A 23028-nucleotide genomic window follows, 5' to 3' on the forward strand; every position below is an offset into this window, starting at 1 on the left:
AGCAGCCGGGGTTGCGACACGCCCCGGTCGCATGGCCGCCGCGCGGGCGCCGCCCTTGCGCGGCGTGGGCGGGCTCGTGAACCATGGCGCCGCCCGCCGCGGCGCGCCCTTCCGGCGGCCGGGCGGGCGCATCGCGAGCAGGAGCGCCCCATGTCCGAGACCCCGTCCGCCGAGCCGTGGCAGTGGAGCGAGCCGCACTGGCGCCAACTGGTCGATCAGGTCCGGGCCGGGCGGCGCTACCGCCCGCAACGCTGGAAGGGCGACGCGCGCTGCGCCGTCGCGCTGTCGTTCGATTCCGACCACGAGACCAACGAGCTGCGCGAGGGCGGCAAGTCGATCGGCCGGATGTCGTGGGGCCAGTACGGCAACCGGGTCGGCGTGCCGCGCATCGAGGCGCTGCTCGACCGCCACGGCGTCAAGGCGACCTTCTACGTCCCCGCCGTCGTCGCGCTGCTCTACCCCGACGAGCAGCGCCGCCTCGTCGCGGGCGGCCACGAGATCGGCATCCACGGCTGGATCCACGAGCTGAACTCGATCCTGCCCGGCGAGGCCGAGCGCGACCTGATGCTGCGCTCGGCCGACGCGCTGGAGACGATCACCGGCGTGCGCCCGGTCGGGCTGCGCACCCCGTCCTGGGACTTCAGCCCCAACACGCTGGCGATCGAGAAGGAGATGGGGCTCGCCTACGATTCCTCGCTGATGGCGGACGAGGATTGCTACGAGCTGCTGCTCCACGGCGAGCCGACCGGCATCGTTGAACTGCCGGTGGAGTGGGTGCGCGACGACGCGGTGTACTTCATGATGCACCGGTTCCAGTCGCTGCGGCCCTACACCCCGCCGACCGACGTCCTCGACGTGTTCCGCCGCGAGCTCGACGCCGCCTACGACGAGGGCGGGCTGTTCCAGCTCACCATGCACCCGCACATCATCGGCTACCGCTCGCGGATCTGGATCCTCGAGGAGATCGTCCGGCACGCCAAGGCCAAGGGCGACGTCTGGTTCGCCACCCACGCCGAGATCGCCGCCTACGCCAAGGCCGAGGGCTGAGCCGGGAGCCCTGCTGCTGCAAGCGGCAGTTGCATGGGGGCTCGCTCATGAAATGAGCTTTACGCTTTTGCGGGCCGATGCAATGATCTTTGCAACGGCCCGCGACCCCAGGTTGCAGCCACAGCTAATGCAACCGAGAGAGGCCGCCATGCCCGCCGAGACCGCGCCGGTCGCGATCGTGACCGGCGGTGCCCGCGGCATCGGGCTCGCCACCGCCCTGGACCTCTCCCGCAAGGGCTACCGGATCGCGCTCGCCGACCTCGACGGACCGGACCTCGCCGCCGCGGTCGGGCGCGTGGGGGAGGGGACCCTGGCGCTCCCCGGCGACGTCGGCGCCTTCGCCGCCGTGCAGGAGCAGGCGGCGACCGTGCTGGCCCGGTTCGGCCGCATCGACGTGCTGGTCAACAATGCCGGCATCTCCCAGCCCAAGACCCTCGTGGAGATCTCGGAGGACGAGTACGACCGCACCATCGCGGTCAACCTCAAGGGCTGCTTCAACTGGTGCAAGGCGGTGGCGCCGGCGATGCTGGAGGCCGGGCGCGGCCGCATCGTCAACGTCTCGTCGGTGAGCGCCAACACCGGCGGCGCCCGCTCGGCGGTGAGCAAGTTCGCCTACTGCACCGCCAAGGCCGGCATCCTCGGCATGACCCGGGCGCTGGCCAAGGAACTGGCCCCGGCGGTCAGCGTCAACGCGGTCTGCCCGGGCTCGATCGAGACCGCGCTGACCTCGGGCCTCATCGCGGCCAACCGCGAGGCGATCACCGGCACCATCCCGCTCGGCCGCATCGGCACGCCCGAGGACGTCGCGGTGGTGATCGCGTTCCTGGCCACCGTCGAGCCGAACTACCTCACCGGGGAGATCATCGATGTCGACGGCGGTCAGTGGATTAACTGACGTCGCGGTCGAGGCCGCGCCGCCGCGGCGCGCGGCCGGCCGGGGCGCCCTCGGCCTCGGGCTGCTGCTCGGGCCGGGCCTGCTGATCCTCGCCGCCGGCCTGCTGTGGCCGTGCCTGACGATGCTCCAGGTCTCGCTCCAGGACCGCTTCCCCGATCCGACCGGCTACACCCTGGAGCATTACCGCACGATCCTCACCGACGCGTATTACCTGCGCATCATCGGCCGGACCTTCTGGCTCGCCGCCGTCGTCACGCTCGTCACCGCGGTGCTGGGCTACCCGGTGGCGTGGTACCTCGCGCGCTCGTCGTCGCGGCGCAAGCACCTGATCTTCCTCGGCATCATCGCGCCGCTGCTGGTCAGCATCATCGTGCGCACCCTCGGCTGGACGATCATCCTCGGCAACGAGGGGCTGGTGAACGCGGTCCTGCGTGGCCTCGGCCTCGTCGACGAGCCGCTGAAGCTGATGCAGGGCTTCTGGAGCGTCGTGCTCGGGATGGTCCACATCCTGCTGCCGTTCATGATCCTCTCGGTCGCCGCGGTGGTCGGCAAGATCGACCGCGGCGTCATCGAGGCCGCCACGGTGCTGGGCGCCGATCCGGTCCGCGCCTTCCTGCGGGTCGCCCTGCCGCTCTCGGTCCAGGGCCTCGCCTCGGGCTCGGTGATCGTGTTCTGCCTCACCGTCGGGGCCTTCGTGACGCCGGTCATGCTCGGGCGCGGGCAGGTCACGGTGCTGGCGGTCACCATCCACGAGCAGATGGTGGTGCTGGTCGACTGGCCCACCGGGGCGGCCCTGGCGATGATCCTCACCTTCGGGACCCTCGTCGTGCTCACCGCCTACGGCCTGTTCCTGCGCCGCCACGCCCGCCGTTGAGGAGAGGAGCCATGGCCGACCTCGCCCCGCCCGTCCGTCCGGTGCCCGCGAGCGAACGGTGGCTCGCGGCCTATGTCGGGCTGATCGTGCTGTTCCTGGCCCTGCCGGTGCTGATCGTGGTGCCGCTCGCCTTCAGCAGCGACGTCTCGCTCACCTTCCCGCCGCGCGGCGTCTCCCTGCGCTGGTTCTCCAACATCTGGGCCCGGCCGGAATTCCTCTCCGCGTTCGGGCTCAGCGCCGCGGTGGCGGTGGTGGCGACCGCGATCTCGATGGTGGCCGGCGTGCTCGCCGCCATCGCGTTCGTGCGCCACGCCTTCCCCGGCCGCGACGCCCTGCTGATGCTGTTCATGACGCCGCTGGTCTTCCCGGCGATCGTGCTCGCGGCGGCGCTCGCCCTGGTGATGACCCCGCTCGGGCTGCTGCGCAGCTTCTGGGGGCTGGCGCTCGCCCATGTCGTGCTGACCCTGCCCTACATCCTGCGCACCGCCGTCGCGACCCTCACCGAGATCGACCGCAGCTACGCCGAGGCGGCCCACACCCTCGGCGCCGACCGCTGGCAGGCCTTTCGCCACGTCACCCTGCCGATGCTGCGCCCGGGGCTGCTCGCCGGGGCCACCTTCGCGCTCATCATCTCGTTCGACGAGTTCACGGTGTCGATGTTCCTCGTCGGGCCGGGCGTGATGACGCTGCCGCTCGAGATGTACAATTACAGCGAGTTCACCCTCGATCCGACGCTCGCCGCGATCTCGACGGTACTCCTCGTCCTGACCTCGATCGCGATCCTCGTCATCGAGAAGCTGGTCGGGCTCGGCAAGCAGTTCGGCGGCTGACCCCCGCCCCCACTTCCCCTTTCCACCCCAACCGGGACCGCATCCATGGCCGAGACCGACGACCTGCTGGCCGCCTTCGCGCGCCACCCCCACCGCCGCGGGCTGCTCCAGGGCCTCGTCGCCGCCGGGGCCGGGGGCGCCTCGCTCCTGTCCTTCGCCGAGGCGCTGGCCCAGGCGCCGGCCGCCGAGGTCGCCCGGCTGGTGATCCTGTCGCAGCCCGGCCTCGTCCCGGAGATCCTGCGCGACGTCACGCTGCCGGCCTTCCGCAAGGACTTCCCGAAGACCGAGGTGGCGTTCGAGGCGGCCTCGAACGCCGTCGCCTACCCGAAGATGCTGGCCCAGCGCGGCAACCCGGTGGTCAGCGGCGCGATGGTCAACGACCTGTTCGCCCAGCGCGGCGTCAACGACAGGATGTGGGCGAAGTTCGACCCCGCCCTGGTGCCGAACGCCGCCGCCCTGCCGGACGGGCTCGCCACCCCGGGCGGCTTCGGCATCCCGTTCCACCTCACGCCCTGGGGGATCATGTACAACCCGGACAAGGTCGAGGAGCCGAAATCCTGGACCGACCTCTGGAACCCCAAATACAAGGGCCGGGTGTCGATGTGGGACGCCTACTACGACACCTACGTCATGGCAGGCGTCGTCACCGGCAAGGGGCCGAGCGTCGAGGAGGGCATCAAGGCCTGGGCGCCCCACAAGGAGAACATTGGCGCCTGGGTGAACTCGCCGACCGCCGAGGAGGATCTCGTCCATCGCGGCGAGGTCTGGCTCGCGCCGCACTGGGGCTCGTGGACCGCGATGGCGAAGTCCCAGGGCAAGAACGTCGCCTTCACCATCCCCAAGGAGGGGGCGGTGCAGTGGACCGGCCACATGCAGGTCTGCGCCGGCTTCTCCCCGGCGGTGAGCGAGCTGACCCAGCGCTACCTCAACACCTGGCTCTCCGACGAGTGCCAGCGCGCCTGGATCGAGCGCGGCTTCTACTCGCCGGCGAGCACCCGGGTCGCGGTGCCCGACGCGCTGAAGTCGAACCCGGCGATCCTCACCGCGGCGGATGCGGTGGCCCAGCTCGTGCGGCCGGACTTCGTCAAGCTCGGCGCCGAGATGCCGCGGCTCAAGAGCCTCATCGACCGGACCCTGAAATCCTGATGGCCGCGTCGAGCCAGCCCTCCTCCGACGCCGTCGGCGTCGACCTGCGCGCCGTGCGCAAGTGGTACGGCCCGGTCCAGGCGGTCCGGGACGTCTCGCTCGCGATCCGGCCGGGCGAGATCGTCAGCCTGCTCGGACCCTCCGGCTGCGGCAAGACCACGACCCTGCGGATGATCGCCGGGCTCGAACACCCGGATGCCGGCGAGATCCGGATCGGCGGCGCGCTGGTGAACGCCGTCGCGCCGTGGAAGCGCAACATCGGCATGGTCTTTCAGAACTATGCCCTGTTCCCGCACATGAGCGTGGCCGAGAACGTCGCCTTCGGCCTCGCCATGCGGCGGGAGGGCCGGGCGGCGATCGACGCCAAGGTGGCGGCGGCGATGGCGCAGGTGCGCCTCGCCCCCCTCGCCGACCGGCGCCCGTCGCAGCTCTCCGGCGGCCAGCGCCAGCGGGTGGCGCTGGCGCGGGCGATCGTGACCCGGCCGAGCGTGCTGCTCCTCGACGAGCCGCTCGCCGCCCTCGACCGCAAGCTGCGCGAGCAGATGCAGGTCGAGATCAAGCAGCTCCAGCGCGAGGTCGGCATCACCACGGTCTTCGTCACCCACGACCAGGAGGAGGCGCTGACCCTGTCCGACCGGATCGTGGTGATGGAGGAGGGCCGGGTGGTCCAGACCGGCACGCCGTCGGAGGTCTACGAGCGCCCGCGCAGCCGCTTCGTCTCCGACTTCATCGGCTTCACCAACGCGGTGCGCGGCCGGGTCGAGGCGGTCGAGGCCGGCACCGCCACGGTGGCGATGGGCTCGGGCCAGACGATCCGGGTCCCGGCCGAGGCCGACATCGCGCCGGCGCAGGCGGTCGACCTCGTGGTCCGGCCCGAGAAGGTCGAGGTCGACCCGCCCGAGGCCGCCCGGCCCGGCCGCACCCTCATCGCCGGCACCCTGCGCCACAGCGTCTATACCGGGGCGGTCACCTACCACCACGTCGACATCGGCGGCGGCGAGACGCTGATCGCCATGACGCCGAACGGCGACGGGCATGCCGGCCCGCCGGCCCTCGGCAGCCCGGTCACCCTCGGGGTGCGGCCCGAGAACATGCTGGTCTTCGCGCGGGCGGGGTGAGGACGGCGCGCGGTCTTACCCTCCCCCCTCTGCGGCAGCGCTGTCCGGGCGCGCGGTTCCGACCAGGATGGCGCAGATTGTCTCCTCTCCCCGCCGGCGGGGAGAGGCCCGAGTACCCCTTGTCGGGTACTCGGGAAGCCCGCAGGGCGAGGGTGAGGGGGAGTTTCCGGATGAGGCAACTCCGGCACCACCCCCTCACCCTCGCTCCGGCTGCGCCTGCGCTTGTCACGACCCCGACAAGGGGGTCGTGACCCTCTCCCCGCCCGCGGGGAGAGGAGGGCTACCGCGCCACTTCCGGCTCCGGAAGCGTCCTCGGTCAGCCACAACGCCCCCACCCAGGACATCCCCATGACCCTCACCCCCCGCGAGCGCACCGTCCTCGACTGGCTCGCCGCCCGGCACGACGCCATGGTGGACCTGCTCGGCGAGATCGTGAACCTCGACAGCGGCAGCGCCGACAAGGCCGGCATCGACCGGGTCGGCGCGGTCCTGCGCCGCCGGCTCGACGCCGCCGGCCTGTCGACCCGGGTGGTCGCGCACGCCGCCCACGGCGACAACCTCGTGGCCGACCTGCCCGGCGAGCGGGCGGGCGGGCACGCCCTGCTGCTCGGCCACATGGACACGGTGTTTCCCGCCGGCACCGCCGCCGCGCGGCCGTTCCGGGTCGCGGACGGCATCGCCACCGGCCCGGGCGTCGCCGACATGAAGGCCGGCCTCGTCATGAACGTGTTCGTCGCGCAAGCCTTCGCGGCGACCGGCGGCGCGCCGATGCCGCTCACCGTGCTGTGCACCGGCGACGAGGAGATCGCCTCGCCGGCCTCGCGGCCGGTGATCGAGGCGGCGGCGAGGGGGGCGGTCCTCGTCCTCAACGCCGAGCCGGGGCGGGCCTCGGGCAACGTCGTCACCCGGCGCAAGGGCGCGCTGTTCCTGCGCATCGCGATCGAGGGCCGGGCGGCCCATTCCGGCGTCGAGCCCGGCAAGGGCGCGAGCGCGATCGACGCCATGGCGCGCCAGATCCTGCGCCTGCACGCGCTCCAGGACCTCGAAACCGGCACCACGGTCAATGTCGGCCTCGTCCGCGGCGGGGTTTCGGTCAACACCGTGGCGCCGGAGGCGAGCCTGGAGGTCGACGTGCGGTTTCGCGACCACGCCGCCATGCGGGCGGTGCGGGAGGCGATCGACGCGATCGTGGCGGCGGGGGAGCCGGCCGGCACCCGCGCCCGGATCGTCCACGAGGGCAGCTTCCTGCCGCTGGTCGAGAACGAGGCCGGCCGGGCGCTGTTCGCCGACTACGCCGCCTGCGCCCGCGACCTCGGCTTCACGGTCGAGGGCGAGTTCACCGGCGGCTCGGCCGACAGCGGCGTCGCGGCCTCGGCCGGCGCCCCGACCCTGTGCGCCACCGGCCCGGTCGGCGGCGGCGCCCACACGCCCGACGAATATTGCCGCCTCGACACGATGGTGCCGCGCGCCCAGGCCGCGGCGCTGACGATCCTGCGCCGGGCCGCCCGGTGACCGCGACCGCCGCGCGGGGGAAGCCGCCGACCCTGCTCGAACGGCTGGAGATCGGCCACGGCACCCTCACGGCGAGCGAGACCGACATCGTCCAGTACCTGCTCGCCCACTACCCGCAATCCTGCCTCGACAGCGCCTCGGCGATGGCGCGGGCGACGGGGGTGAGCCCGGCGACCGTGGTTCGGCTGTTTTCCAAGCTCGGCTATGCCCGGTTCCAGGACGTGCAGCGCGAGGTGCGCGACGAGGTCTCGCGCAAGCTCAACTCCCCGGCCGAGCGGGCGCGCCTGCCGGACGACGACGCCTCCCTGGCCCAGGTCGCGGCCCGGACGCTGGCGACCGAGATCGAGAACCTGCGCGCCACCTACGCGGCCGCCGCCCCCGAGCAGATCGAGGCGGTGGTCGCCCGGCTCTGCGCCGGGCGCGGCCGGATCTACGTCATCGGCGAGAAGAACAGCTACCCGATTGCCTGCTACATCCAGACCCACCTGAACTTCTGCCTGCCCGACGTGGTGCTGCTCGACACCGGCGAGGCGCGCATCGCCGACCGGCTGCTGTGGTCGACCCCCGACGACCTGCTGATCGGAATCAGCATCCGGCGCTACTCGCCCAACACCACCAGGGCGGCGGCGCACTGGCGGGAGATGGGCGGCGACGTGATCGCGCTCACCGACAGCCCGCTCTCGCCGCTGTGCCCGCACGCCACCCACCGCCTGCTGATCGAGACCCGCAGCCAGTCGGTGTTCGATTCGTTCACTGCGGCGATGAGCCTGTCGGGCCTGATCGTCGGCGCCGTCGCCCGGCGCCGGCGCGAGGCGATGCTCGACGTGCTGCCCCGGGGCGAGCGGCTCTACGCGACGTTCGGGACGTTCCTCGGCTGAGCCGGCGCCGCCCGGGCGGCGGGCGCCGCGCCCGGCTTCCACTGGGCGATGAGGCCGGGTACGGCCGCCACCGGCACCGGCCGGCTGTGGAAGTAGCCCTGGGCCTCGTCGCAGCCGAGGGCGGCCAGCGCCCGGTTCTGCTCGGGCGTCTCGACGCCCTCGGCGGTGGTGTGCATGCCGAGGCTGCGGGCGATCTCGATCACCGCGCGCACGATGGCGGCGTTGTGCGCCCCGGTCTGGGCGCCGTCCCGCGTGCCGCTCCCGGGGCCTTCGCCGAGGCCGGCCACGAACGAGCGGTCGATCTTGATCTTGTCGAAGGGGAACGCCCGCAGGTAGTTCAGCGACGAGTAGCCGGTGCCGAAATCGTCCATCGCGATGCGAAGGCCGAGCGCCTTGAGGTCGCGCAGGACGCGCCTTGTGTGCTCGCTGTTGTCGAGCAGCATCTGCTCGGTGATCTCCAGCTCCAGCCGCGAGGCCGGCAGGCCGGTCCGGGTCAGGATCTGCCGCACCATCGCGACGAGATCCTGGCCGGCGAACTGCACCGGCGACAGGTTGACGGCGATCCGCGGCGACCCCGGCCAGGTCGCGGCGTGGCGGCACGCCTCCTCGAGCGACCATTGCCCGAGGGCGTGGATCAGGCCGCATTCCTCGGCGATCGGGATGAACAGCGACGGCGGGATCGGCCCGCGCACCGGGTGGTTCCAGCGGGTCAGGGCCTCGAAGCCGGCGATCCGGCCGCCGGCGAGGGCGACCGAGGGCTGGCAGTAGAGTTCGAGCTCGTCGCGCTCCAGCGCCCGGCGCAACTCCGCCTCGATCTCCCGCCGCTCCTCGAGCCCCTCGCTCATCGCGCGGTCGAAGAACCGGAAGGCGCCGCGCCGGCTCGACTTGACCGCGTAGAGCGCGAGATCGGCGGCGATCAGCAGGTCGTCGGCGCCGGCGCCGTCGTCGGGGCCGATCGCGATGCCGACGCTGACGCTGGTGCGGATCTGGTGGCTCTCGACCTGGAGCGGCCGGGCGATCGCCTCGGCGATGCGGTGGGCGAGCCGCTCGGCGTCGCTCCGGCCGGCGGCCGGCATCAGCACCGCGAACTCGTCGCCGCCGAGCCGGGCCAGCATCTCGCCCTCGCCGAGCAGCCCCGAGAGGCGGCGCCCGACCTCCTGCAGCAGGCCGTCGCCGACCTTGTGGCCCAGCGTGTCGTTGACGAGCTTGAAGCGGTCGAGGTCGAGGAACAGCACCGCGAAGGACTGCGGCTCGGGCCCCGTGCGGGGCCGCTCCGCGACCGCCGCGAGGCCGGCGCGGAAGACGCGTCGGTTCGGGAGCCCGGTCAGCGGGTCCTGCGCGGCGAGGCGGGCGACGTGGGCCTCGGCCTCGGAGCGCTTCTCCTCGATGCGCAGCAGCCGCTCCACCGCGAGGCCGACGAGCAGCGTCGCCAGCGCCGCGATCAGGCTGTCGTGGCGCAGCGCGACGGCGGCGTCGCGGTAGACCTCCCGGGCCGGCACGCCGACGCTGACCCACAGCGGCTGGTCGCGGACCTTGCGGATCGTGACGACCCGCGGAGTCCCGTCATCCACCGACCGCATCTCGAAGGTGCCGGAGCGGCCGGCCCGGATCCGCTCGACGGTCGGCGATTCGGTGAGGTCGGCGCCGACCGCGAAGCCGCCGCCGGCGCCGCCGCTGGAGCGCACGATGCCGTCGCTGCCGATCAGCGAGATCGAGGCCGGGGAGCCGAAGTCGATCTTGTCGTAGAACTTGGTCAGGTGGCCGGGATCGAGGGAGGCGACGACCACGCCGGCGAACCGGCCCAGCCGGTCGACGAAGCGCCGGCTGAACTGCACCGAGAGCCGGCCGCTGGCGCGGCCGACCACCGGCTTGCTGATGTAGAGCCGGTCCTCGCCGCTGTCGACGTGGACGCGGAAATGGGCGCGGTCGCTCAGGTCGGTCGGCGGCGGCGGCTGCGGCCCGGCATTGGTCGCCCGCATGATCCCGGCCGCGTCGATGATCGCCACCTGCACGATGATCTCGCTCAGGAGGTCGGTCGTGTTGGCGATGGTGCCGTAATCCTCCGAGCCGCTGCGCATCTCGATGCTGCGCCGCATGTAGAGCAGCGACTTGTCGATCTCGCCGATCGACCGCAGCACGTTCTCCTCGAACACCATCGCGAAGTTGTGGTTGGTCCGGTCGGAATCGAGGCGGGCCGTGCGCAGGTCGCTCCAATGCTTGAAGGCCACGCCCATCCAGGCGAGCGCCACGACGAGCAGGCCGAGCAGGACAGAGCTTCGCCGTTCGACCACCAACCTGGGCAGTTCCTTCAGCCTCAGACCCATTCCGCGCCCGTTCGACCTCTTCAGGACTCGTCGATATTGGCATTGCGATCATTATCAATCTGTAAATGTCAATGATAGGGCACTTGGCATTATTCTGTGCTGGAATGTTTCTCGCAGATGCAGCGACGGATTCCGCTGGAGAAAACTTCAAAAGGCCGGCCTGTATAAAACCTGCCTGCTCCCTCTTATTGCATGATGAGGCTGGACCGGAGGAGCGCGGCCTTCGGCGCCGTGCAATCTTGCCGCCCCCGCGCCGGCCCGAGATCGAAAAAACAACCGATACGTGTATTTTCAGAGGCCCGACCGAGATCCGAGGACTTGCGCGCGAGGATTCGCACCGGCGGACGATGCTGCCGTCCTGCACCATCGCGGTGACGATGGTCGCGAACGACAGCTTCCGGCACCGGATCGTCATGCGAAATCCGCATCGCGAAAGCGATCCCGCAGGATCGCCCGAAGCCATCGATCGGATTTCGTATGATACGGTTTTCGGACGATCAGTTCCGAAAACCGTATCACCAGCCCGCGCGGTGGAGCCGAAGGCTCCACACACCTGAGCGAAGCCGATTTCCGCATCGCGACAGCGATCCCGCAGGGATCGCCGAGCGATCAATCGGAAATCGTATGAAACGACGGAATCCCGGATGCTCCGGCGACGGCGGCCTAGAGCATTTTCCGACGAAGTGGATACCGGTTCGTCGAAGAAAATGCGGCAAAATCAAAGACCTAGAGAGATTCGCGATTGCAACGCGATCGTGAAGCGCTCTAGCGCCCCGGCATGGTCAGGACCAGCGGCCCGTTGCGCGTCGCCACGACGGTGTGCTCGTACTGGACCGTCAGGGCGCGGGGGCGGCTGTAGAGCGTCCACGGCCCGTCGCCGTCCTCGGCGAACTCGGCGCCGAGCGACAGGAACGGCTCGACCGTCAGCACCATGCCCTCGCGCATCCGCCGGCGCTCGGCGGCGTCGGGCCAGGTCGCGATCTCGGTCGGCTCCTCGTGCAGCGCCGTGCCGACGCCGTGGCTGGCGAGGTTGCGCACCAGCGTGTAGCCGTTCCTGCGTGCGAAATCGCCGACGGCCCGGCCGATCCCCGCCAGCGGCCGGTCGCTGCCGACCTGCCGCAGCCCGGTCCACAGCGCCCGGCGCCCGTCCCGGCACAGCCGCTCGACCGCGCGGGTGGCCGGCGGCACCGCGAACGAGGCCCCGGTATCGGCGAAGTAGCCGTCCCTCTCGGCCGAGACGTCGATGTTGACGAGGTCGCCCGGCGCGATCCGGCGCTCGCCCGGGATGCCGTGCGCGACCTCCTCGTTGACGCTGATGCAGGTCGCCCCGGGAAAGCCGTAGACCAGTTCCGGCGCCGGGCGCGCGCCGGCCGCCTCCAGCACCGCGCGCCCGATCCGGTCGAGGTCGCCGGTGGTCATGCCGGGCTCGATCGCCCGGCCCATCGCCTCCAGCGCGTCGGCGACGATGCGCCCGATCCGCTTCAGCGCCGTCAGCTCGTCGTCGCTCGACACCGTCATGGTGCGTCCTCTCCCGGGGCCTCCGGCGCGAAGGTCACGCCCGCGACGTCGCCGCGCCGCCAGCGCAGGCGGGCCGGGTAGCGGCGCAGGTCGTGCGCCGCGATCATCAGGTCGAAGTGCTCGGGCAGCGCGACGTCGCCGGGCACCAGGAGCCGGGCGCCGGCCGGCGACAGGTCGCTCACCGTGCAGGCGAGCAGCCGGTCGGGGCCGAGCACGATGCGGCCCTGCTGCAGCACCCGCCGGCGGCGCACGGCGCGCAGCTCCGGCGTGCGGGCATCCGGGCGCGCCCGGGGCGGGGCGGACCCCTGGGTCCCTGGGGGGCGGCTCATCGGTGCGGCGCGTGTCCTGGCGGTCGATGGCGAACCCTAGAGCCGGACGGGCGCGGCGTCGAGGCCGGGCCCGGCCGCGGCGGGATGTGGGATCGTGACCGGATTGTGGGTTTTCGGTGCAGGCCCTGGTCAGCCGACGCACAGCCTGCCCAGCGGCACGGCACTCGGCGAGCGAGGCGGGGCGATGTCCGATCTGTGGGATTTGTTGGCATCGAACTTGAAGGAGCGGGGCGGCCGGCCCCCGCCGGCGACCGAACGTCCGACCCGAGCCGACACAGGAGTGATGCCGATGACCCAAGGGGGGTGGAGCCGCCGTCAGGCGCTGAGGCTGGGGCTGTCGGCGGCCGCCGGCACCGTCGCGATGCCGTTCGTCGCCCGCAACGGGCTCGCCGCCGAGCCGATCAAGCTCGGCAGCCTGCTCGACGGCTCGGGCGCGCTCGGCCTCGAAGGCAAGCGGATGATCGAGACGACCGAGTACGCGGTCGAACTCCTCAACAAGGCCGGCGGCCTCATCGGCCGGCCGATCCAGCTCGTCGCCTACGACACCCAGTCGACGATGCAGCTCTATACCCAGTACGCCCAGCAGCTCGCCCTCAAGGACAAGGTCGACGTCATCCAGGGCGGCATCACCTCGGCCTCGCGCGAGGCGATCCGCCCGATCTTCGGCCGCTCCAAGACCCTGTACTTCTACAACACCCAGTACGAGGGCGGCGTCTGCGACCGCAACGTGTTCTGCACCGGCTCGACCCCGGCCCAGACCGTCAACCACATCGTCGATTACGGGCTCAAGAACTGGGGCAAGAAGGCCTACATCATCGCGGCCGACTACAATTACGGCCACATCACCGCGAGCTGGATGACGAAGTTCATGAAGGACGGCGGCGGCTCGGTCGCCGGCACCGACTTCTTCCCCCTCGACGTCACCAACTTCTCTTCGGCGATCAGCCGGATCCAGCAGGCCCAGCCCGAGCTCGTGCTGTCTGCGCTGGTGGGCGCCAACCATTCGGGCTTCTACCGCCAGTGGGACGCCGCCGGCATGAAGGCGAAGATCCCGCTCGCGTCGAGCGTGTTCGGCCTCGGCGACGAGCTGACCACGATGGACACCTCGACCACCAACGGCATCATCACCTGCTACGGCTGGTACAACGACCTCGACACGCCGGCGAGCAAGGCGTTCGTCTCCGGCATGCAGGCGAAGTTCGGCGCCGACGTCACCGACCTCAGCGAGCTGTGCACCGCCACCTACGAGGGCATCATGTTCTGGGCCGAGGCGGTGAAGAAGGCCGGCTCGGTCGAGCGCGACAAGGTCGTGGCCGCCCTCGAGACCGGCATCACCATCGACTCGCCGACCGGCAAGGTCACGATGGATCCCGGCACCCACCACACCATCCGCAACACCTATCTCGCCCGGCCCAAGGACCGGAAGTGGGAGATCCTCGCCACCTTCCCGAACTCGTTCCCGGCCGATACCGGCGGCGCCTGCGACCTCGTCAAGAACCCGCGCATGAACAAGCAGTTCACTCCCGACATGAAGGGCTGACCGGGGATGGACCTCGCCGGCCTGCTCGCCTTCAACGTCGTCACGGGCATCGCGACGCTCGTGCTCATCACCCTCGGGCTGGGGGTGATCTACGGCATGATGCGGATCATCAACCTCGCCCACGGCGAGTTCATGATGCTCGGCGCCTACACCGCCGTGATGGCGAGCGGGGCCGGCGTGAACATCTGGGTCGCCATGCTGGTCCTGCCGCCGCTGGTGGTCGGGCTGATCGGGCTGGTCCTGGAGCGCACCGTCATCCGCTTCCTCTACGGGCGGATGATGGACACGATGCTCGCCACCTGGGGCGTCAGCCTCGGGCTGATCGGGCTCGTCACCACGCTCTACGGCAACGTCGTGCGCGGGGTCTCGACCCCCGTCGGCAGCTTCGACATCGGCCGCTACGGCGCGAGCCTGTACAGCCTCGTCATCGTGGCGGCGGCGCTCGCCGCCCTCGTGGGCATGTTCCTGCTGCTGCGGCTGACGAAGTTCGGCCTGATCCTGCGGGCCACGATGCAGAACCCGCGCATGGCGGCGGCGCTCGGGGTGGCGCCGAACCGGATCTACATGGCGACCTTCGCGCTGGGCGCCGCCCTCGCCGGCCTCGCCGGCGGGGTGCTGGCGCCGATCTCCGGCGTCTCGCCGGCGATGGGCGCGGCCTACATCGCCCGCGCCTTCATCACGGTGCTCGGCGGCGGGCCGGCGATCATCACCGGCACCGGCCTCGCGTCGGGCCTGTTCGGCACCATCAACGAACTCGTCTCGTTCAAGACCACGCCGGTCATCGGCGACGTGGCGCTGCTCGCTGCCGCGATCCTGCTGATCCGGGTCCTGCCCCAGGGCATCACCGGCCGCTACCTGAGGCGCAGCCTATGACCCCCTCCCGTCCATCGCCGGCCGTGGGCCTGTCCCTGCTCGGCTTTCTGGCGACCCTCGCCCTCGGGCTCGCGATCCTGTTCGGCGCGCCCCGCACCCTCGACACGTTCGGCCTCGTGCAGTGCACGGGCTTCGCGGCGCTGGCGATGTTCGGCCTGTCGCAGGGCTTCGTCTGGGGCTTCGCCGGGGTGATGTCGTTCGGGCAGGCCGCCTTCCTCGGGCTCGGCGGCTACGCCTACGCGGTCTCGGTCATCAACCTCGGCGACAGCACCCTGCCGGTGCTGATCGCGATCGTGGTGCCGATGCTGTTCGCCGGCCTGCTCGGCTACTTCATGTTCTACGGCCGGATCAGCGACGCCTATATCGGCGTCATCACGCTCACCGTCTCGGTGATCCTGTTCCAGCTCGTCAACGCCACCTCGGGCAGCCAGTACCGGATCGGCGCGGCCGAGCTCGGCGGCTTCAACGGCATCCCGGCGATTCCCGCGCTCAACCTGCCGGGCCATCCCGACGAGCCGCTCGACAACGACGGCCTGTGGTACGCCGCCATGGGGGCGCTGGTCCTCGCCTACGTCCTGCTGCGCGCCGTGCTCGCGAGCCGGTTCGGCCGGGTGGTCGTCGCGATCCGCGAGAACGAGACCCGGGCCCAGCTCATCGGCTACGATCCGCGCCTCTACAAGCTCCTCGCTTTCATGATCGCCGCCGGGGTCGCGGGCCTCGCCGGCTGCCTCTACGCCAACTGGGGCGGCTTCATCAGCCCGACGGTGTTCGGCCTGTCGATGTCGGCCCAGGTCATCATCTACGTGCTGGTCGGCGGGCTCGGCACCCTGGTCGGGCCGATGCTCGGCGCGGTGCTGATCCAGTGGCTCATCATCGCGGCGGGCAGCCAGACCGTGGTCGATTCCAACCTCGGCCTCGGCCTCGTGCTGGTCGGCTTCGTGCTGCTGGTGCCCCAGGGCCTCGTGCCGGTGGTGCGCGGCCTGCTGCTGCGCCTGATCGAGCGCCGGACGCCGTCCCGCCCCGCCCCCGAGGCCGGCGGCGCCCTCGCGACGGAGAGAGCCCGATGAGTGCCCCCATCACCCCCGGCGCTCCCCTGCGCCCCCTGATCGAGGCCCGCGGCGTCACCATGCGGTTCGGCGGCGTCGCGGCGGTGGCGGGCGTCGACTTCACCCTCGGCGAGGTCGAGCTGCGCTGCCTCATCGGCCCGAACGGCGCCGGCAAGAGCACGTTCTTCAAGATCCTCACCGGCCAGCTCAAGCCGACCGAGGGAACAATCCGCCTGCGCGACACCGACATCACCGGCGCCGAGCCGCACGCCATCGCGCGGCTCGGGGTCGGCATCAAGACCCAGGTGCCGAACGTCTTCAACGGCCTGTCGGTGCACGAGAACGTCTTCGTCGCCGCCGGGCGGCGCAAGTCCCTCGCCCGCACCCGCGCCATCGTCGACGAGACCCTGACCCGCCTCGGCCTGACCGGCATCGCCCGGAGCCTCGTCGGCCAGCTCGCCCACGGCCAGCGGCAATGGGTCGAGATCGCCACCGTGCTGGCCCAGGAGCCGGAGCTGATCCTCCTCGACGAGCCGGCCGCCGGCATGACCCACGACGAGGTCCACCGCACCGCCGCGCTGATCCGCGAGATCAACCGCACCCACGCCCTGATCGTGGTGGAGCACGACATGCCGTTCATCCGGATGATCGCCAAGACCGTGACGGTGTTCAACCAGGGCCGGATCCTGGTCGAGGACAGCGTCGACCGGGTGCTGGCCGATTCCCGGGTGCGCGACGTCTATCTCGGCAAGCAGGCGGCCTGACATGAGCGACCCCGCCACCCCGCCGCTGCTCGCCGTCGAGGGCCTGCATTCCGGCTACGGCCGCATCCCGATCCTCGGCGGCATCACGCTGTCGGTGCGCGAGGGCGAGTTCGTCGGCATCCTCGGCCATAACGGCATGGGCAAGACGACGCTGCTGCGCACCCTGATGGGCTACCTGCCGGCCACCGCCGGCCGCGTGCGGTTCGACGGGCAGGACGTGACGCGGCGCAGCTCCACCGCCCGCGCCAAGGCCGGCCTCGGCTACGTGCCGCAGGGCCGCGAGATCTTCCCGGCGCTGAGCGTGCGCGAGAACCTGCGCATGGGCTGCCTGCTGTCGCGCCGGAGCGAGGACGAGACCATCGCCGACATCCTGGCGACCTTCCCGCGGCTCAAGGCGTATCTCGACCGGCCCGGCGGCGCCCTGTCGGGGGGCGAGCAGCAATTGCTGGCGCTGGCCCGCTGCCTGTGCGGCGGCCCGCGCATCCTGCTCCTCGACGAGCCGACCGAGGGCATCCAGCCCTCGATCATCGAGGAGATCATCGAGACGCTGCAGCGGATCGGCCGCGAGCGCGGCATCGCGCTCCTCCTCGTCGAGCAGAATCTCGGCTGCATCGCCGGCCTCTCCGAGCGCGTCCTGATTCTCCAGAAGGGCGTCATCACCCGCGAGGTCCCGCCCGAGGTCGCCCGCGACCGGGCGCTCATCGACGAGTTCGTCGGCATGAACTGATCCCGCCGACGCTCCTCTCTCCCCCCGCATCTCCCGCCCATCCCCGGAGCCCCCAGATGGATGCCGCCCTCGACTCCGCCCTCGTCGAGATGACCGTCGCCGACGTCCACGCCGCCTTCGCCCGCGGCGTCACCGCCGAGGCCCTGGCGCAGGCCTTCCTCGACCGGATCGCGACCTACAACCCGCGCTACAATGCGGTGATCTTCCTCAACCCGCACGCCCTCGACGACGCCCGGGCGATCGACCGGCGCCGGGCGGCCGGGGAGGAACTGGGCCCGCTCGCCGGAGTGCCGGTGGTGGTCAAGGACACCATGGACATGGCCGGCCTGCCGACCACCGCCGGCTGGCACTTCCTGTGCGCCAGGGCCGGCGGCACCGACCTGATGCCGGGGACCGACTCGCCGGTCGTCGCCCGGATGCGGGCGGCGGGCTGCATCATCCTCGGCAAGACCAACGTGCCGGTGCTCAGCGCCACCGGCAGCCACGCCAACGACAGCTGGGCCGGGCCGACCCTCAACGCCATGGCGCCGGACCTGCTGCCCGGCGGCTCCAGCGCCGGCACCGCCACGGCGGTCGCCGCGAGCCTCGCGGTGCTCGGGCTCGCCGAGGAGACCGGCGGCTCGATCCAGAACCCGGCCTCGGCCCAGGGCCTCGTCGGCATCAAGCCGACCTTCGCGCTGGTGCCCAATGCCGGCGTCGTGCCGCTCGCCGGCAGCACCCGCGACGTGGTCGGGCCGGTGGCGCGCTGCGTGCGCGACGCGGCGCTGACCCTCGACGCGCTCGCCGGCTACACCGCCGCCGACCCCAAGACCGTCGCGGGCATCGGCCGGCGGCCGAAGGGCGGCTACGCCTCGCGGCTGTCGCCGGACGCGCTCCAGGGCCGCCGCCTCGGCCTCTACGGGCCGGGCTGGCGCGACCGCCCGCTGTCGCGCGAGACCACGGCGCTCTACGAGCGGGCGCAGGACGAGATCGCCGCCCGCGGCGCCACCCTGGTGCCGGACCCCTTCGCCGGCAGCGGCTTCGCGGCGATCGGCCGGCCGGTCGCGGGCCTCGACCATTACGACGCCCGCGGCATCGAGAGCGTGGTCCACGACCTCCAGCTCTATCTCCAGCGGCTCGGGCCCGACGCCGCCTACCGCTCCTTCGCCGAGTTCGCCGCGGCCACGAAGGCCGAGGATCCGTTCGCCCCCGGCGGCGTGCTCGCCTGGATGCACGAGGTCCCGGCCTTCGCGCCCTGCCTCGCCGACCCGCTCGCGCCCCCCGACCTGTCGGACTTCCTGGCGGCGCGCGAGCAGTATCTCGCGGTCTTCGACGCGGTGATGGCCGAGCACGGCCTCGACGCGCTGGTCTTCCCGCAGATGCGCGACACCCTGCCGCCGCTGCACGGCCCGGAGACGATCCACGAGACGACGGTGTGCGAGATCAACATCGCGGGGCTGCCGGGCGTCGTGGTGCCGGCCGGCCAGTATGCGTCGGGGGCGCCGTTCTGCCTCATCCTCGTCGGCCGGCTGTGGAGCGAGGCCGACCTGCTCGCCCTCGCCTACGACTACGAGACCGCCACCCGCCACCGGAGGGCGCCCGCTCTCGCCGCTGGCTGACCGGGGCCGGGTCCGGTCCCGGAGGGTCCTGCGCCGAAAGGGAGGGGCGGGCCATGCTGACCGATCACCGCTACCAGGAGATCCTGTCGCGCCTGAACGGCAGCGGGCGGGTCGGGGTCTCGGACGTGGCCGCGTTCCTGCGCGTCTCCGAGGAGACGATCCGGCGCGACCTCAAGGCGCTGGAGGAGCGCGGCATCCTGCGACGCATCCACGGCGGCGCGGTGCCGCTGCGCCTCGACGAGGACCGGCCGCTCCAGGAGCGCGGCAAGACCAACGCCCGCGAGAAGGCGCGGGTCGGGACGATCGCCGAGGGGCTGATCCGCGACGGCATGTCGGTGTTCCTCGACACCGGCACCACGACGCTGGCGCTGGCCCGCCGGCTCGCCGGGCGCAGCCTCACGGTGACCACCAACTCGATCGACATCGCGCTGCTGCTCGGGTCCGGCCCGGCCCGGATCAACCTGACCCCCGGCACCCTGCGGGCGCGCGACAACGCCCTCGTCGGCTACGAGACCGTCGCGTATGCGCGCCGGTTCTTCTTCGACATCGCCTTCATGGGCATCGCCGCCTGCGACATCGTCCATGGCTGGATGGATTACGAGGAGCACGAATCCGCCCTGCGCAAGGTGCTGAAGGGCCAGGCGCGCGAGGCCGTGCTGCTCGCCGATTCCCGCAAGTTCGGCCGTCAGGCCAACCTCTGCACCTTCGCCCTCGACGAACGCCTGCGCGTCGTCACCGACCGCCCGCCGCCGCCGCCCTTCCAGGACCGCTTCGCCCAGCATGACATCGCCATCGTCTGTTCCTGACGCCGCCGCCGCGGCGGCCGATCTGCACGCCCTGTTCGCCCGCCTCTGCGCCTGCGGCGCGACCCCGGCGGGCGGCGTCACCCGCCTGTGCGCCAGCCCGGAGGACGGCGCCGCCCGCGCTGTCCTCGCCGGCTTCCTGCGCGAGGCCGGGGCGGCGATCCGCACCGACGCGGTCGGCAACCAGTTCGGGATTTTTTCCCTCGCCGGGGCCGCCGGCGCGCCCCTGGTGATGCTGGGCTCGCACCTCGACAGCCAGCCGCGGGCCGGCCGCTTCGACGGCACCTACGGGGTCGCGGCAGCGGCGGCGGTCGGGGCGGACCTGATGCGGGCGCGCCGGGCCGGAGCCGCCTTCGACGCCGATCTCTGCGTCGTGAACTGGACCAACGAGGAGGGCGCACGGTTCCGCCCGAGCCTGCTCGGCAGCGGGGTCTATGCCGGGCATCACGCCGCCGCGGCGGCGCTGGAGTGCCGGGACGATGCCGGGACCAGCCTGGGCGAGGCGCTCTCCGCGATCGGGGCGCTCGGGACCGACGCGCCGCCGCCGCTGCCGGCCTGCTACCTCGAATTGCACGTCGAGCAGGGCACGCGGCTGGAGGAGGCCGGGGCGACGATCGGCGTCGTCGCGCGCAACTGGGGCGCGGCCAAGATCGAGGTCGTGTTCACCGGCGAGCAGGCCCATACCGGCCCGACCCGGATGGGGCGGCGCCGCGACGCCCTGGTCGCCGCCGCCGCGCTCATCACCGCGGTCCGGGCGCTGGCCGACGACTGGCCCGACCGCGTCCACACCTCGGTCGGCCGCCTGCTGGTCGCGCCGAACTCCGCCAACGTGGTGCCGGCCGAGGCGGTGCTGTCGGTCGAGATCCGCTCGGGCGAGGACGACCTCCTCGCCGCCGCCACCGCCCGGGCCGAGGCCGCGATCGCCGCCGCCGCGGCGGGGGCCGGCGTCGCCGTCGATGTGCGCTCCCGCTCGCTGCGCCCGATCCGGCCGCTGCCCGGGGCGGTCTGCGACCTCGCCGCCGCCTGCGCCGAGGCGGAGGGGTTGCCGAGCCTGCGCATGGACACGGTGGCGGGGCACGATGCCATCAGCCTCCTCGGCCTGTGCCCGACCGGCCTGATCTTCGTGCCGAGCCGCGACGGCGTCGCCCACAACGAGGCCGAGTTCACTGCCGAGGCCGACCTCGAGGCCGGCCTGCGCGTGGCCCTGCGGGCGGCGGCGCGGCTGTGCCGGGCCGGGGGCGATCCGGTGCGGGCCTTGCATCGCGCCGGCGACCCGAGCGGAGACCCGCGATGAACCCTGACGGACCCGGCCCCACCGCCCTCGACCGGCGCGTCGCGGCCGTGCTCGCCGGCCGGCCGGACTGGCTCGCCCGCGGCCCGGCCTGGACGCTCGCGGCCGCGCCGCTGGCCTCGCCGACCCACCGCGCCACCGCCTCGGACTGCGTGCGGGTGACCTTCGAGACCGGCGACCCGGTCTTCCTCAAGATCCGCCACGCCGACATGGCCGCCGACGTCGTTCCGCACGCCGCCGCCGCCGCCCGCCGCGCCGGGGATCTCGGGGTCGGGCCGGCGGTCGTGCTGGACGAGGACGGCGTGCTCGGCCTCGCCGACCTGCCGGCGCCCTGGCGCGAGGCCCGCGTCGGCGACCTCCAGGATCCGGACCTGCTGGGGCAGGCCCTCGACGCCAAGCGGCGCCTGCATGCCGCAGGACCCATCGGCGCCGGCTTCTGCCCGTTCGCCCGCATCGAGAACCTCGCCGCCGAGGCGCGGGCCGTCGGGGCGCCGCTGCCCGACGACACCGGGCGCCTCGTCGCCGCGACCGGCCTGATCCGCGAGGCGGTGGCGGCCGCAGGGGTCGACCGCGCCTTCTGCCACCACGACGGCATCGCCTCGAACGTGATGATCGGCGGCGGGGGCGTGCGGCTCGTCGACTTCGACCTCGCCGGCGACGGCGACCCGTGGTTCGACGTCGGGGCGCTGCTCAACGAGACCTGCCTGTTCGAGGACCAGCGCCGCGCCGGCATCGAGCGGTACGCCGGCCGCTGCGAGGAGCGCCTCTACAACCGCTGCCGCCTCTACGGCGCCGTCGACGACGTGATGTGGGGGCTGTGGGGCGTGGTGCGGGCGGTAACCTCCGCCCGCACCGGCATCGAGTTCTACAAGTACGGCACCTGGCGGCTCCTGCACGCCCGCACCACGCTGGGCGCGCGGGAGTGCGAGGCGTGGCTGCGGAACCTGTGACCGGCGTGGGAGATCTGGCGTGACGTGGACGTCCCTCGGCGATGCCGACACCGACAGCGAGCGGGCCCTCGAAGCCATCCTGGCCCGGGTTCCGGCGTGGCGGGGCCGGGCGCTTCGCTACCGCCCGGTGCCGGGCGGGATCAGCAACACCAACTGGCGCATCGCGGTCGACGGCGAGCCCGACTGCTTCCTGAAGGTCCCGGGCCGCGGCACTGAGATGTTCATCGCCCGCGACGCCGCCAACGACGCCAGCCGGCGCGCCCAGGCGTGCGGCTTCGGCGTCCCGGTGATCGACTACCTGCCCGAGGACGGGGTCGAGATCTTCGCCTTCGCCGAGGGTTTTCGCGCCTCCTCGAACCTCGACTTCCTGCGCCCGGCCGTGCGCCGCAACGCCGTCACGGCCCTGCGGGCCTTCAACGATTCGGCCCCGCTCGGGCTCACCAAGACGATCTTCGACATGATCGACGAGCATGTCGAGCAGGTCCGCGCGGTCGGCGGCCGGCTGCCGGCCGATCAGGCCCACCTGATGCGCGGCTACGCCGAGGCCAGGGCGGCGCTGACCGCCGCGGGCCTCGACCTCGTGCCGTGCATGAACGACACGCTCGCCGGCAACTTCCTCATCGACGAGGCCGACCGGGTGCTGCTGGTCGACTTCGAATACGCCTCGAACAACGAGCGCGCCTACGAGCTCGCCCTGTGGTTCGACGAGATGGCGTTTCCGGAGGCGGTCGAGCGCGAGATGATCGAGACCTATTTCGGCCGCTGGACCCCGGCCCTCGACGCCCGCATCCAGGTGCTGAAGGCCCTCGGCGACCTCAAATGGGCGACCTGGGCGACGATCCAGGAGGCGGTCTCGACCCTCGACTTCGACTACTACAAGTACGGCTCGTGGAAGCACCAGCGCGCCCGCACGCTGTTCCACCATCCCGACTGGCCGGCGTGGCTGCGGCGGCTGTGAGCAAGGC

General features: G+C 72.1%; 22 protein-coding genes. 19 read left to right on the forward strand and 3 right to left on the reverse strand.

Going from position 1 to position 23028, the window contains the following annotated elements; genetic code table 11:
- Window positions 1–150: 150 nt before the first annotated feature.
- The 8 genes from EOE48_RS08450 to EOE48_RS08485 all read left to right on the forward strand — a co-directional run bounded on the left by EOE48_RS08450 (window position 151) and on the right by EOE48_RS08485 (window position 8300).
- Window positions 151–1047, forward strand: a complete 897-nt coding sequence (locus EOE48_RS08450; protein ID WP_127728355.1) for a polysaccharide deacetylase family protein — start codon at window positions 151–153, stop codon at window positions 1045–1047.
- A gap of 148 nt (window positions 1048–1195) precedes the next feature.
- On the forward strand, window positions 1196–1942 hold the full coding sequence (locus EOE48_RS08455; protein WP_127728356.1) for an SDR family NAD(P)-dependent oxidoreductase: 747 nt from the start codon (window positions 1196–1198) through the stop codon (window positions 1940–1942).
- Window positions 1914–2816: an ABC transporter permease gene (locus tag EOE48_RS08460; RefSeq protein ID WP_127728357.1), complete on the forward strand. Its 903-nt coding sequence runs from the start codon at window positions 1914–1916 to the stop codon at window positions 2814–2816. The genes EOE48_RS08455 and EOE48_RS08460 overlap by 29 nt, the downstream gene beginning before the upstream one ends.
- 11 nt (window positions 2817–2827) lie before the next feature.
- The gene (locus tag EOE48_RS08465) at window positions 2828–3646 is read left to right on the forward strand and encodes an ABC transporter permease (RefSeq protein WP_127728358.1); all 819 of its coding nucleotides are present in this window, start codon (window positions 2828–2830) and stop codon (window positions 3644–3646) included.
- Between the two features lie 45 nt (window positions 3647–3691).
- Window positions 3692–4792, forward strand: coding sequence for an ABC transporter substrate-binding protein (locus tag EOE48_RS08470; protein WP_127728359.1), 1101 nt, complete (start codon window positions 3692–3694; stop codon window positions 4790–4792).
- The gene (locus EOE48_RS08475) at window positions 4792–5910 is read left to right on the forward strand and encodes an ABC transporter ATP-binding protein (protein WP_127728360.1); all 1119 of its coding nucleotides are present in this window, start codon (window positions 4792–4794) and stop codon (window positions 5908–5910) included. Before EOE48_RS08470 ends, EOE48_RS08475 begins: the two co-directional genes overlap by 1 nt.
- 348 nt (window positions 5911–6258) lie before the next feature.
- Window positions 6259–7422: a M20 family metallopeptidase gene (locus tag EOE48_RS08480; protein WP_127728361.1), complete on the forward strand. Its 1164-nt coding sequence runs from the start codon at window positions 6259–6261 to the stop codon at window positions 7420–7422.
- Window positions 7419–8300 (forward strand): MurR/RpiR family transcriptional regulator, encoded by an 882-nt coding sequence (locus EOE48_RS08485; protein WP_187371349.1) that lies wholly within the window; start codon window positions 7419–7421, stop codon window positions 8298–8300. Before EOE48_RS08480 ends, EOE48_RS08485 begins: the two co-directional genes overlap by 4 nt.
- Here the strand turns inward: EOE48_RS08485 and EOE48_RS08490 are convergent.
- On the reverse strand, window positions 8270–10624 hold the full coding sequence (locus tag EOE48_RS08490) for a putative bifunctional diguanylate cyclase/phosphodiesterase (protein WP_127728363.1): 2355 nt from the start codon (window positions 10622–10624) through the stop codon (window positions 8270–8272). The two genes, EOE48_RS08485 and EOE48_RS08490, sit on opposite strands and share 31 nt — an antisense overlap.
- Before the next feature lie 347 nt (window positions 10625–10971).
- Between EOE48_RS08490 and EOE48_RS29125 the strand changes: the two genes are divergently transcribed.
- A complete protein-coding gene (locus tag EOE48_RS29125) occupies window positions 10972–11181 on the forward strand; it encodes a hypothetical protein (protein WP_187371350.1) in 210 nt (69 codons plus the stop codon).
- A gap of 208 nt (window positions 11182–11389) precedes the next feature.
- On the opposite strand, the gene map is transcribed toward EOE48_RS29125, so the two are convergent.
- Window positions 11390–12142 carry a type I methionyl aminopeptidase gene (gene map / locus EOE48_RS08495; RefSeq protein WP_127728364.1) on the reverse strand — a complete coding sequence of 251 codons (753 nt, stop codon included), beginning with the start codon at window positions 12140–12142 and terminating at the stop codon, window positions 11390–11392.
- Entirely contained in the window at window positions 12139–12471 is a 333-nt protein-coding gene (locus tag EOE48_RS08500; RefSeq protein WP_127728365.1) for a PilZ domain-containing protein, read from the reverse strand. The genes map and EOE48_RS08500 overlap by 4 nt, the downstream gene beginning before the upstream one ends.
- Window positions 12472–12760: 289 nt before the next feature.
- On the opposite strand from EOE48_RS08500, the gene EOE48_RS08505 reads away from it, so the two are divergent.
- From EOE48_RS08505 to EOE48_RS08550, 10 genes are read left to right on the forward strand one after another with little or no spacing between them, the layout of a single operon-like run.
- The gene (locus tag EOE48_RS08505; RefSeq protein WP_127728366.1) at window positions 12761–14011 is read left to right on the forward strand and encodes an urea ABC transporter substrate-binding protein; all 1251 of its coding nucleotides are present in this window, start codon (window positions 12761–12763) and stop codon (window positions 14009–14011) included.
- Between the two features lie 6 nt (window positions 14012–14017).
- Complete coding sequence (locus tag EOE48_RS08510; RefSeq protein WP_127728367.1) at window positions 14018–14884, forward strand: ABC transporter permease subunit; 867 nt, start codon at window positions 14018–14020, stop codon at window positions 14882–14884.
- Window positions 14881–15951, forward strand: coding sequence for an ABC transporter permease subunit (locus EOE48_RS08515; protein WP_127728368.1), 1071 nt, complete (start codon window positions 14881–14883; stop codon window positions 15949–15951). The genes EOE48_RS08510 and EOE48_RS08515 overlap by 4 nt, the downstream gene beginning before the upstream one ends.
- A complete protein-coding gene (locus EOE48_RS08520; protein ID WP_127728369.1) occupies window positions 15948–16694 on the forward strand; it encodes an ATP-binding cassette domain-containing protein in 747 nt (248 codons plus the stop codon). Before EOE48_RS08515 ends, EOE48_RS08520 begins: the two co-directional genes overlap by 4 nt.
- A gap of 1 nt (window position 16695) precedes the next feature.
- Complete coding sequence (locus EOE48_RS08525) at window positions 16696–17421, forward strand: ABC transporter ATP-binding protein (RefSeq protein WP_127728370.1); 726 nt, start codon at window positions 16696–16698, stop codon at window positions 17419–17421.
- 56 nt (window positions 17422–17477) lie between these two features.
- Complete coding sequence (locus EOE48_RS08530) at window positions 17478–19019, forward strand: amidase (protein WP_127728371.1); 1542 nt, start codon at window positions 17478–17480, stop codon at window positions 19017–19019.
- Between the two features lie 53 nt (window positions 19020–19072).
- Window positions 19073–19825 carry a DeoR/GlpR family DNA-binding transcription regulator gene (locus EOE48_RS08535; RefSeq protein ID WP_127728372.1) on the forward strand — a complete coding sequence of 251 codons (753 nt, stop codon included), beginning with the start codon at window positions 19073–19075 and terminating at the stop codon, window positions 19823–19825.
- Entirely contained in the window at window positions 19800–21116 is a 1317-nt protein-coding gene (locus tag EOE48_RS08540) for a Zn-dependent hydrolase (RefSeq protein ID WP_127728373.1), read from the forward strand. Before EOE48_RS08535 ends, EOE48_RS08540 begins: the two co-directional genes overlap by 26 nt.
- A complete protein-coding gene (locus EOE48_RS08545; protein WP_127728374.1) occupies window positions 21113–22063 on the forward strand; it encodes a phosphotransferase family protein in 951 nt (316 codons plus the stop codon). The genes EOE48_RS08540 and EOE48_RS08545 overlap by 4 nt, the downstream gene beginning before the upstream one ends.
- 19 nt (window positions 22064–22082) lie before the next feature.
- Window positions 22083–23021, forward strand: coding sequence for a choline kinase family protein (locus EOE48_RS08550; protein WP_127728375.1), 939 nt, complete (start codon window positions 22083–22085; stop codon window positions 23019–23021).
- Window positions 23022–23028: the final 7 nt, after the last annotated feature.

The organism is Methylobacterium oryzihabitans, assembly GCF_004004555.2.
Lineage (GTDB): Bacteria > Pseudomonadota > Alphaproteobacteria > Rhizobiales > Beijerinckiaceae > Methylobacterium > Methylobacterium oryzihabitans.

What these genes read in the sequence shown, in the direction of transcription:
- EOE48_RS08450 (WP_127728355.1), top strand. Translation starts at nt 151, where the DNA reads ATGTCCGAGACCCCGTCCGCCGAGCCGTGGCAGTGGAGCGAGCCGCAC.
- EOE48_RS08455 (WP_127728356.1), top strand. Translation starts at nt 1,196, where the DNA reads ATGCCCGCCGAGACCGCGCCGGTCGCGATCGTGACCGGCGGTGCCCGC.
- EOE48_RS08460 (WP_127728357.1), top strand. Translation starts at nt 1,914, where the DNA reads ATGTCGACGGCGGTCAGTGGATTAACTGACGTCGCGGTCGAGGCCGCG.
- EOE48_RS08465 (WP_127728358.1), top strand. Translation starts at nt 2,828, where the DNA reads ATGGCCGACCTCGCCCCGCCCGTCCGTCCGGTGCCCGCGAGCGAACGG.
- EOE48_RS08470 (WP_127728359.1), top strand. Translation starts at nt 3,692, where the DNA reads ATGGCCGAGACCGACGACCTGCTGGCCGCCTTCGCGCGCCACCCCCAC.
- EOE48_RS08475 (WP_127728360.1), top strand. Translation starts at nt 4,792, where the DNA reads ATGGCCGCGTCGAGCCAGCCCTCCTCCGACGCCGTCGGCGTCGACCTG.
- EOE48_RS08480 (WP_127728361.1), top strand. Translation starts at nt 6,259, where the DNA reads ATGACCCTCACCCCCCGCGAGCGCACCGTCCTCGACTGGCTCGCCGCC.
- EOE48_RS08490 (WP_127728363.1), bottom strand. Translation starts at nt 10,624, where the DNA reads ATGGGTCTGAGGCTGAAGGAACTGCCCAGGTTGGTGGTCGAACGGCGA.
- EOE48_RS29125 (WP_187371350.1), top strand. Translation starts at nt 10,972, where the DNA reads ATGCTGCCGTCCTGCACCATCGCGGTGACGATGGTCGCGAACGACAGC.
- map (WP_127728364.1), bottom strand. Translation starts at nt 12,142, where the DNA reads ATGACGGTGTCGAGCGACGACGAGCTGACGGCGCTGAAGCGGATCGGG.
- EOE48_RS08500 (WP_127728365.1), bottom strand. Translation starts at nt 12,471, where the DNA reads ATGAGCCGCCCCCCAGGGACCCAGGGGTCCGCCCCGCCCCGGGCGCGC.
- EOE48_RS08505 (WP_127728366.1), top strand. Translation starts at nt 12,761, where the DNA reads ATGACCCAAGGGGGGTGGAGCCGCCGTCAGGCGCTGAGGCTGGGGCTG.
- EOE48_RS08510 (WP_127728367.1), top strand. Translation starts at nt 14,018, where the DNA reads ATGGACCTCGCCGGCCTGCTCGCCTTCAACGTCGTCACGGGCATCGCG.
- EOE48_RS08515 (WP_127728368.1), top strand. Translation starts at nt 14,881, where the DNA reads ATGACCCCCTCCCGTCCATCGCCGGCCGTGGGCCTGTCCCTGCTCGGC.
- EOE48_RS08520 (WP_127728369.1), top strand. Translation starts at nt 15,948, where the DNA reads ATGAGTGCCCCCATCACCCCCGGCGCTCCCCTGCGCCCCCTGATCGAG.
- EOE48_RS08525 (WP_127728370.1), top strand. Translation starts at nt 16,696, where the DNA reads ATGAGCGACCCCGCCACCCCGCCGCTGCTCGCCGTCGAGGGCCTGCAT.
- EOE48_RS08530 (WP_127728371.1), top strand. Translation starts at nt 17,478, where the DNA reads ATGGATGCCGCCCTCGACTCCGCCCTCGTCGAGATGACCGTCGCCGAC.
- EOE48_RS08535 (WP_127728372.1), top strand. Translation starts at nt 19,073, where the DNA reads ATGCTGACCGATCACCGCTACCAGGAGATCCTGTCGCGCCTGAACGGC.
- EOE48_RS08540 (WP_127728373.1), top strand. Translation starts at nt 19,800, where the DNA reads ATGACATCGCCATCGTCTGTTCCTGACGCCGCCGCCGCGGCGGCCGAT.
- EOE48_RS08545 (WP_127728374.1), top strand. Translation starts at nt 21,113, where the DNA reads ATGAACCCTGACGGACCCGGCCCCACCGCCCTCGACCGGCGCGTCGCG.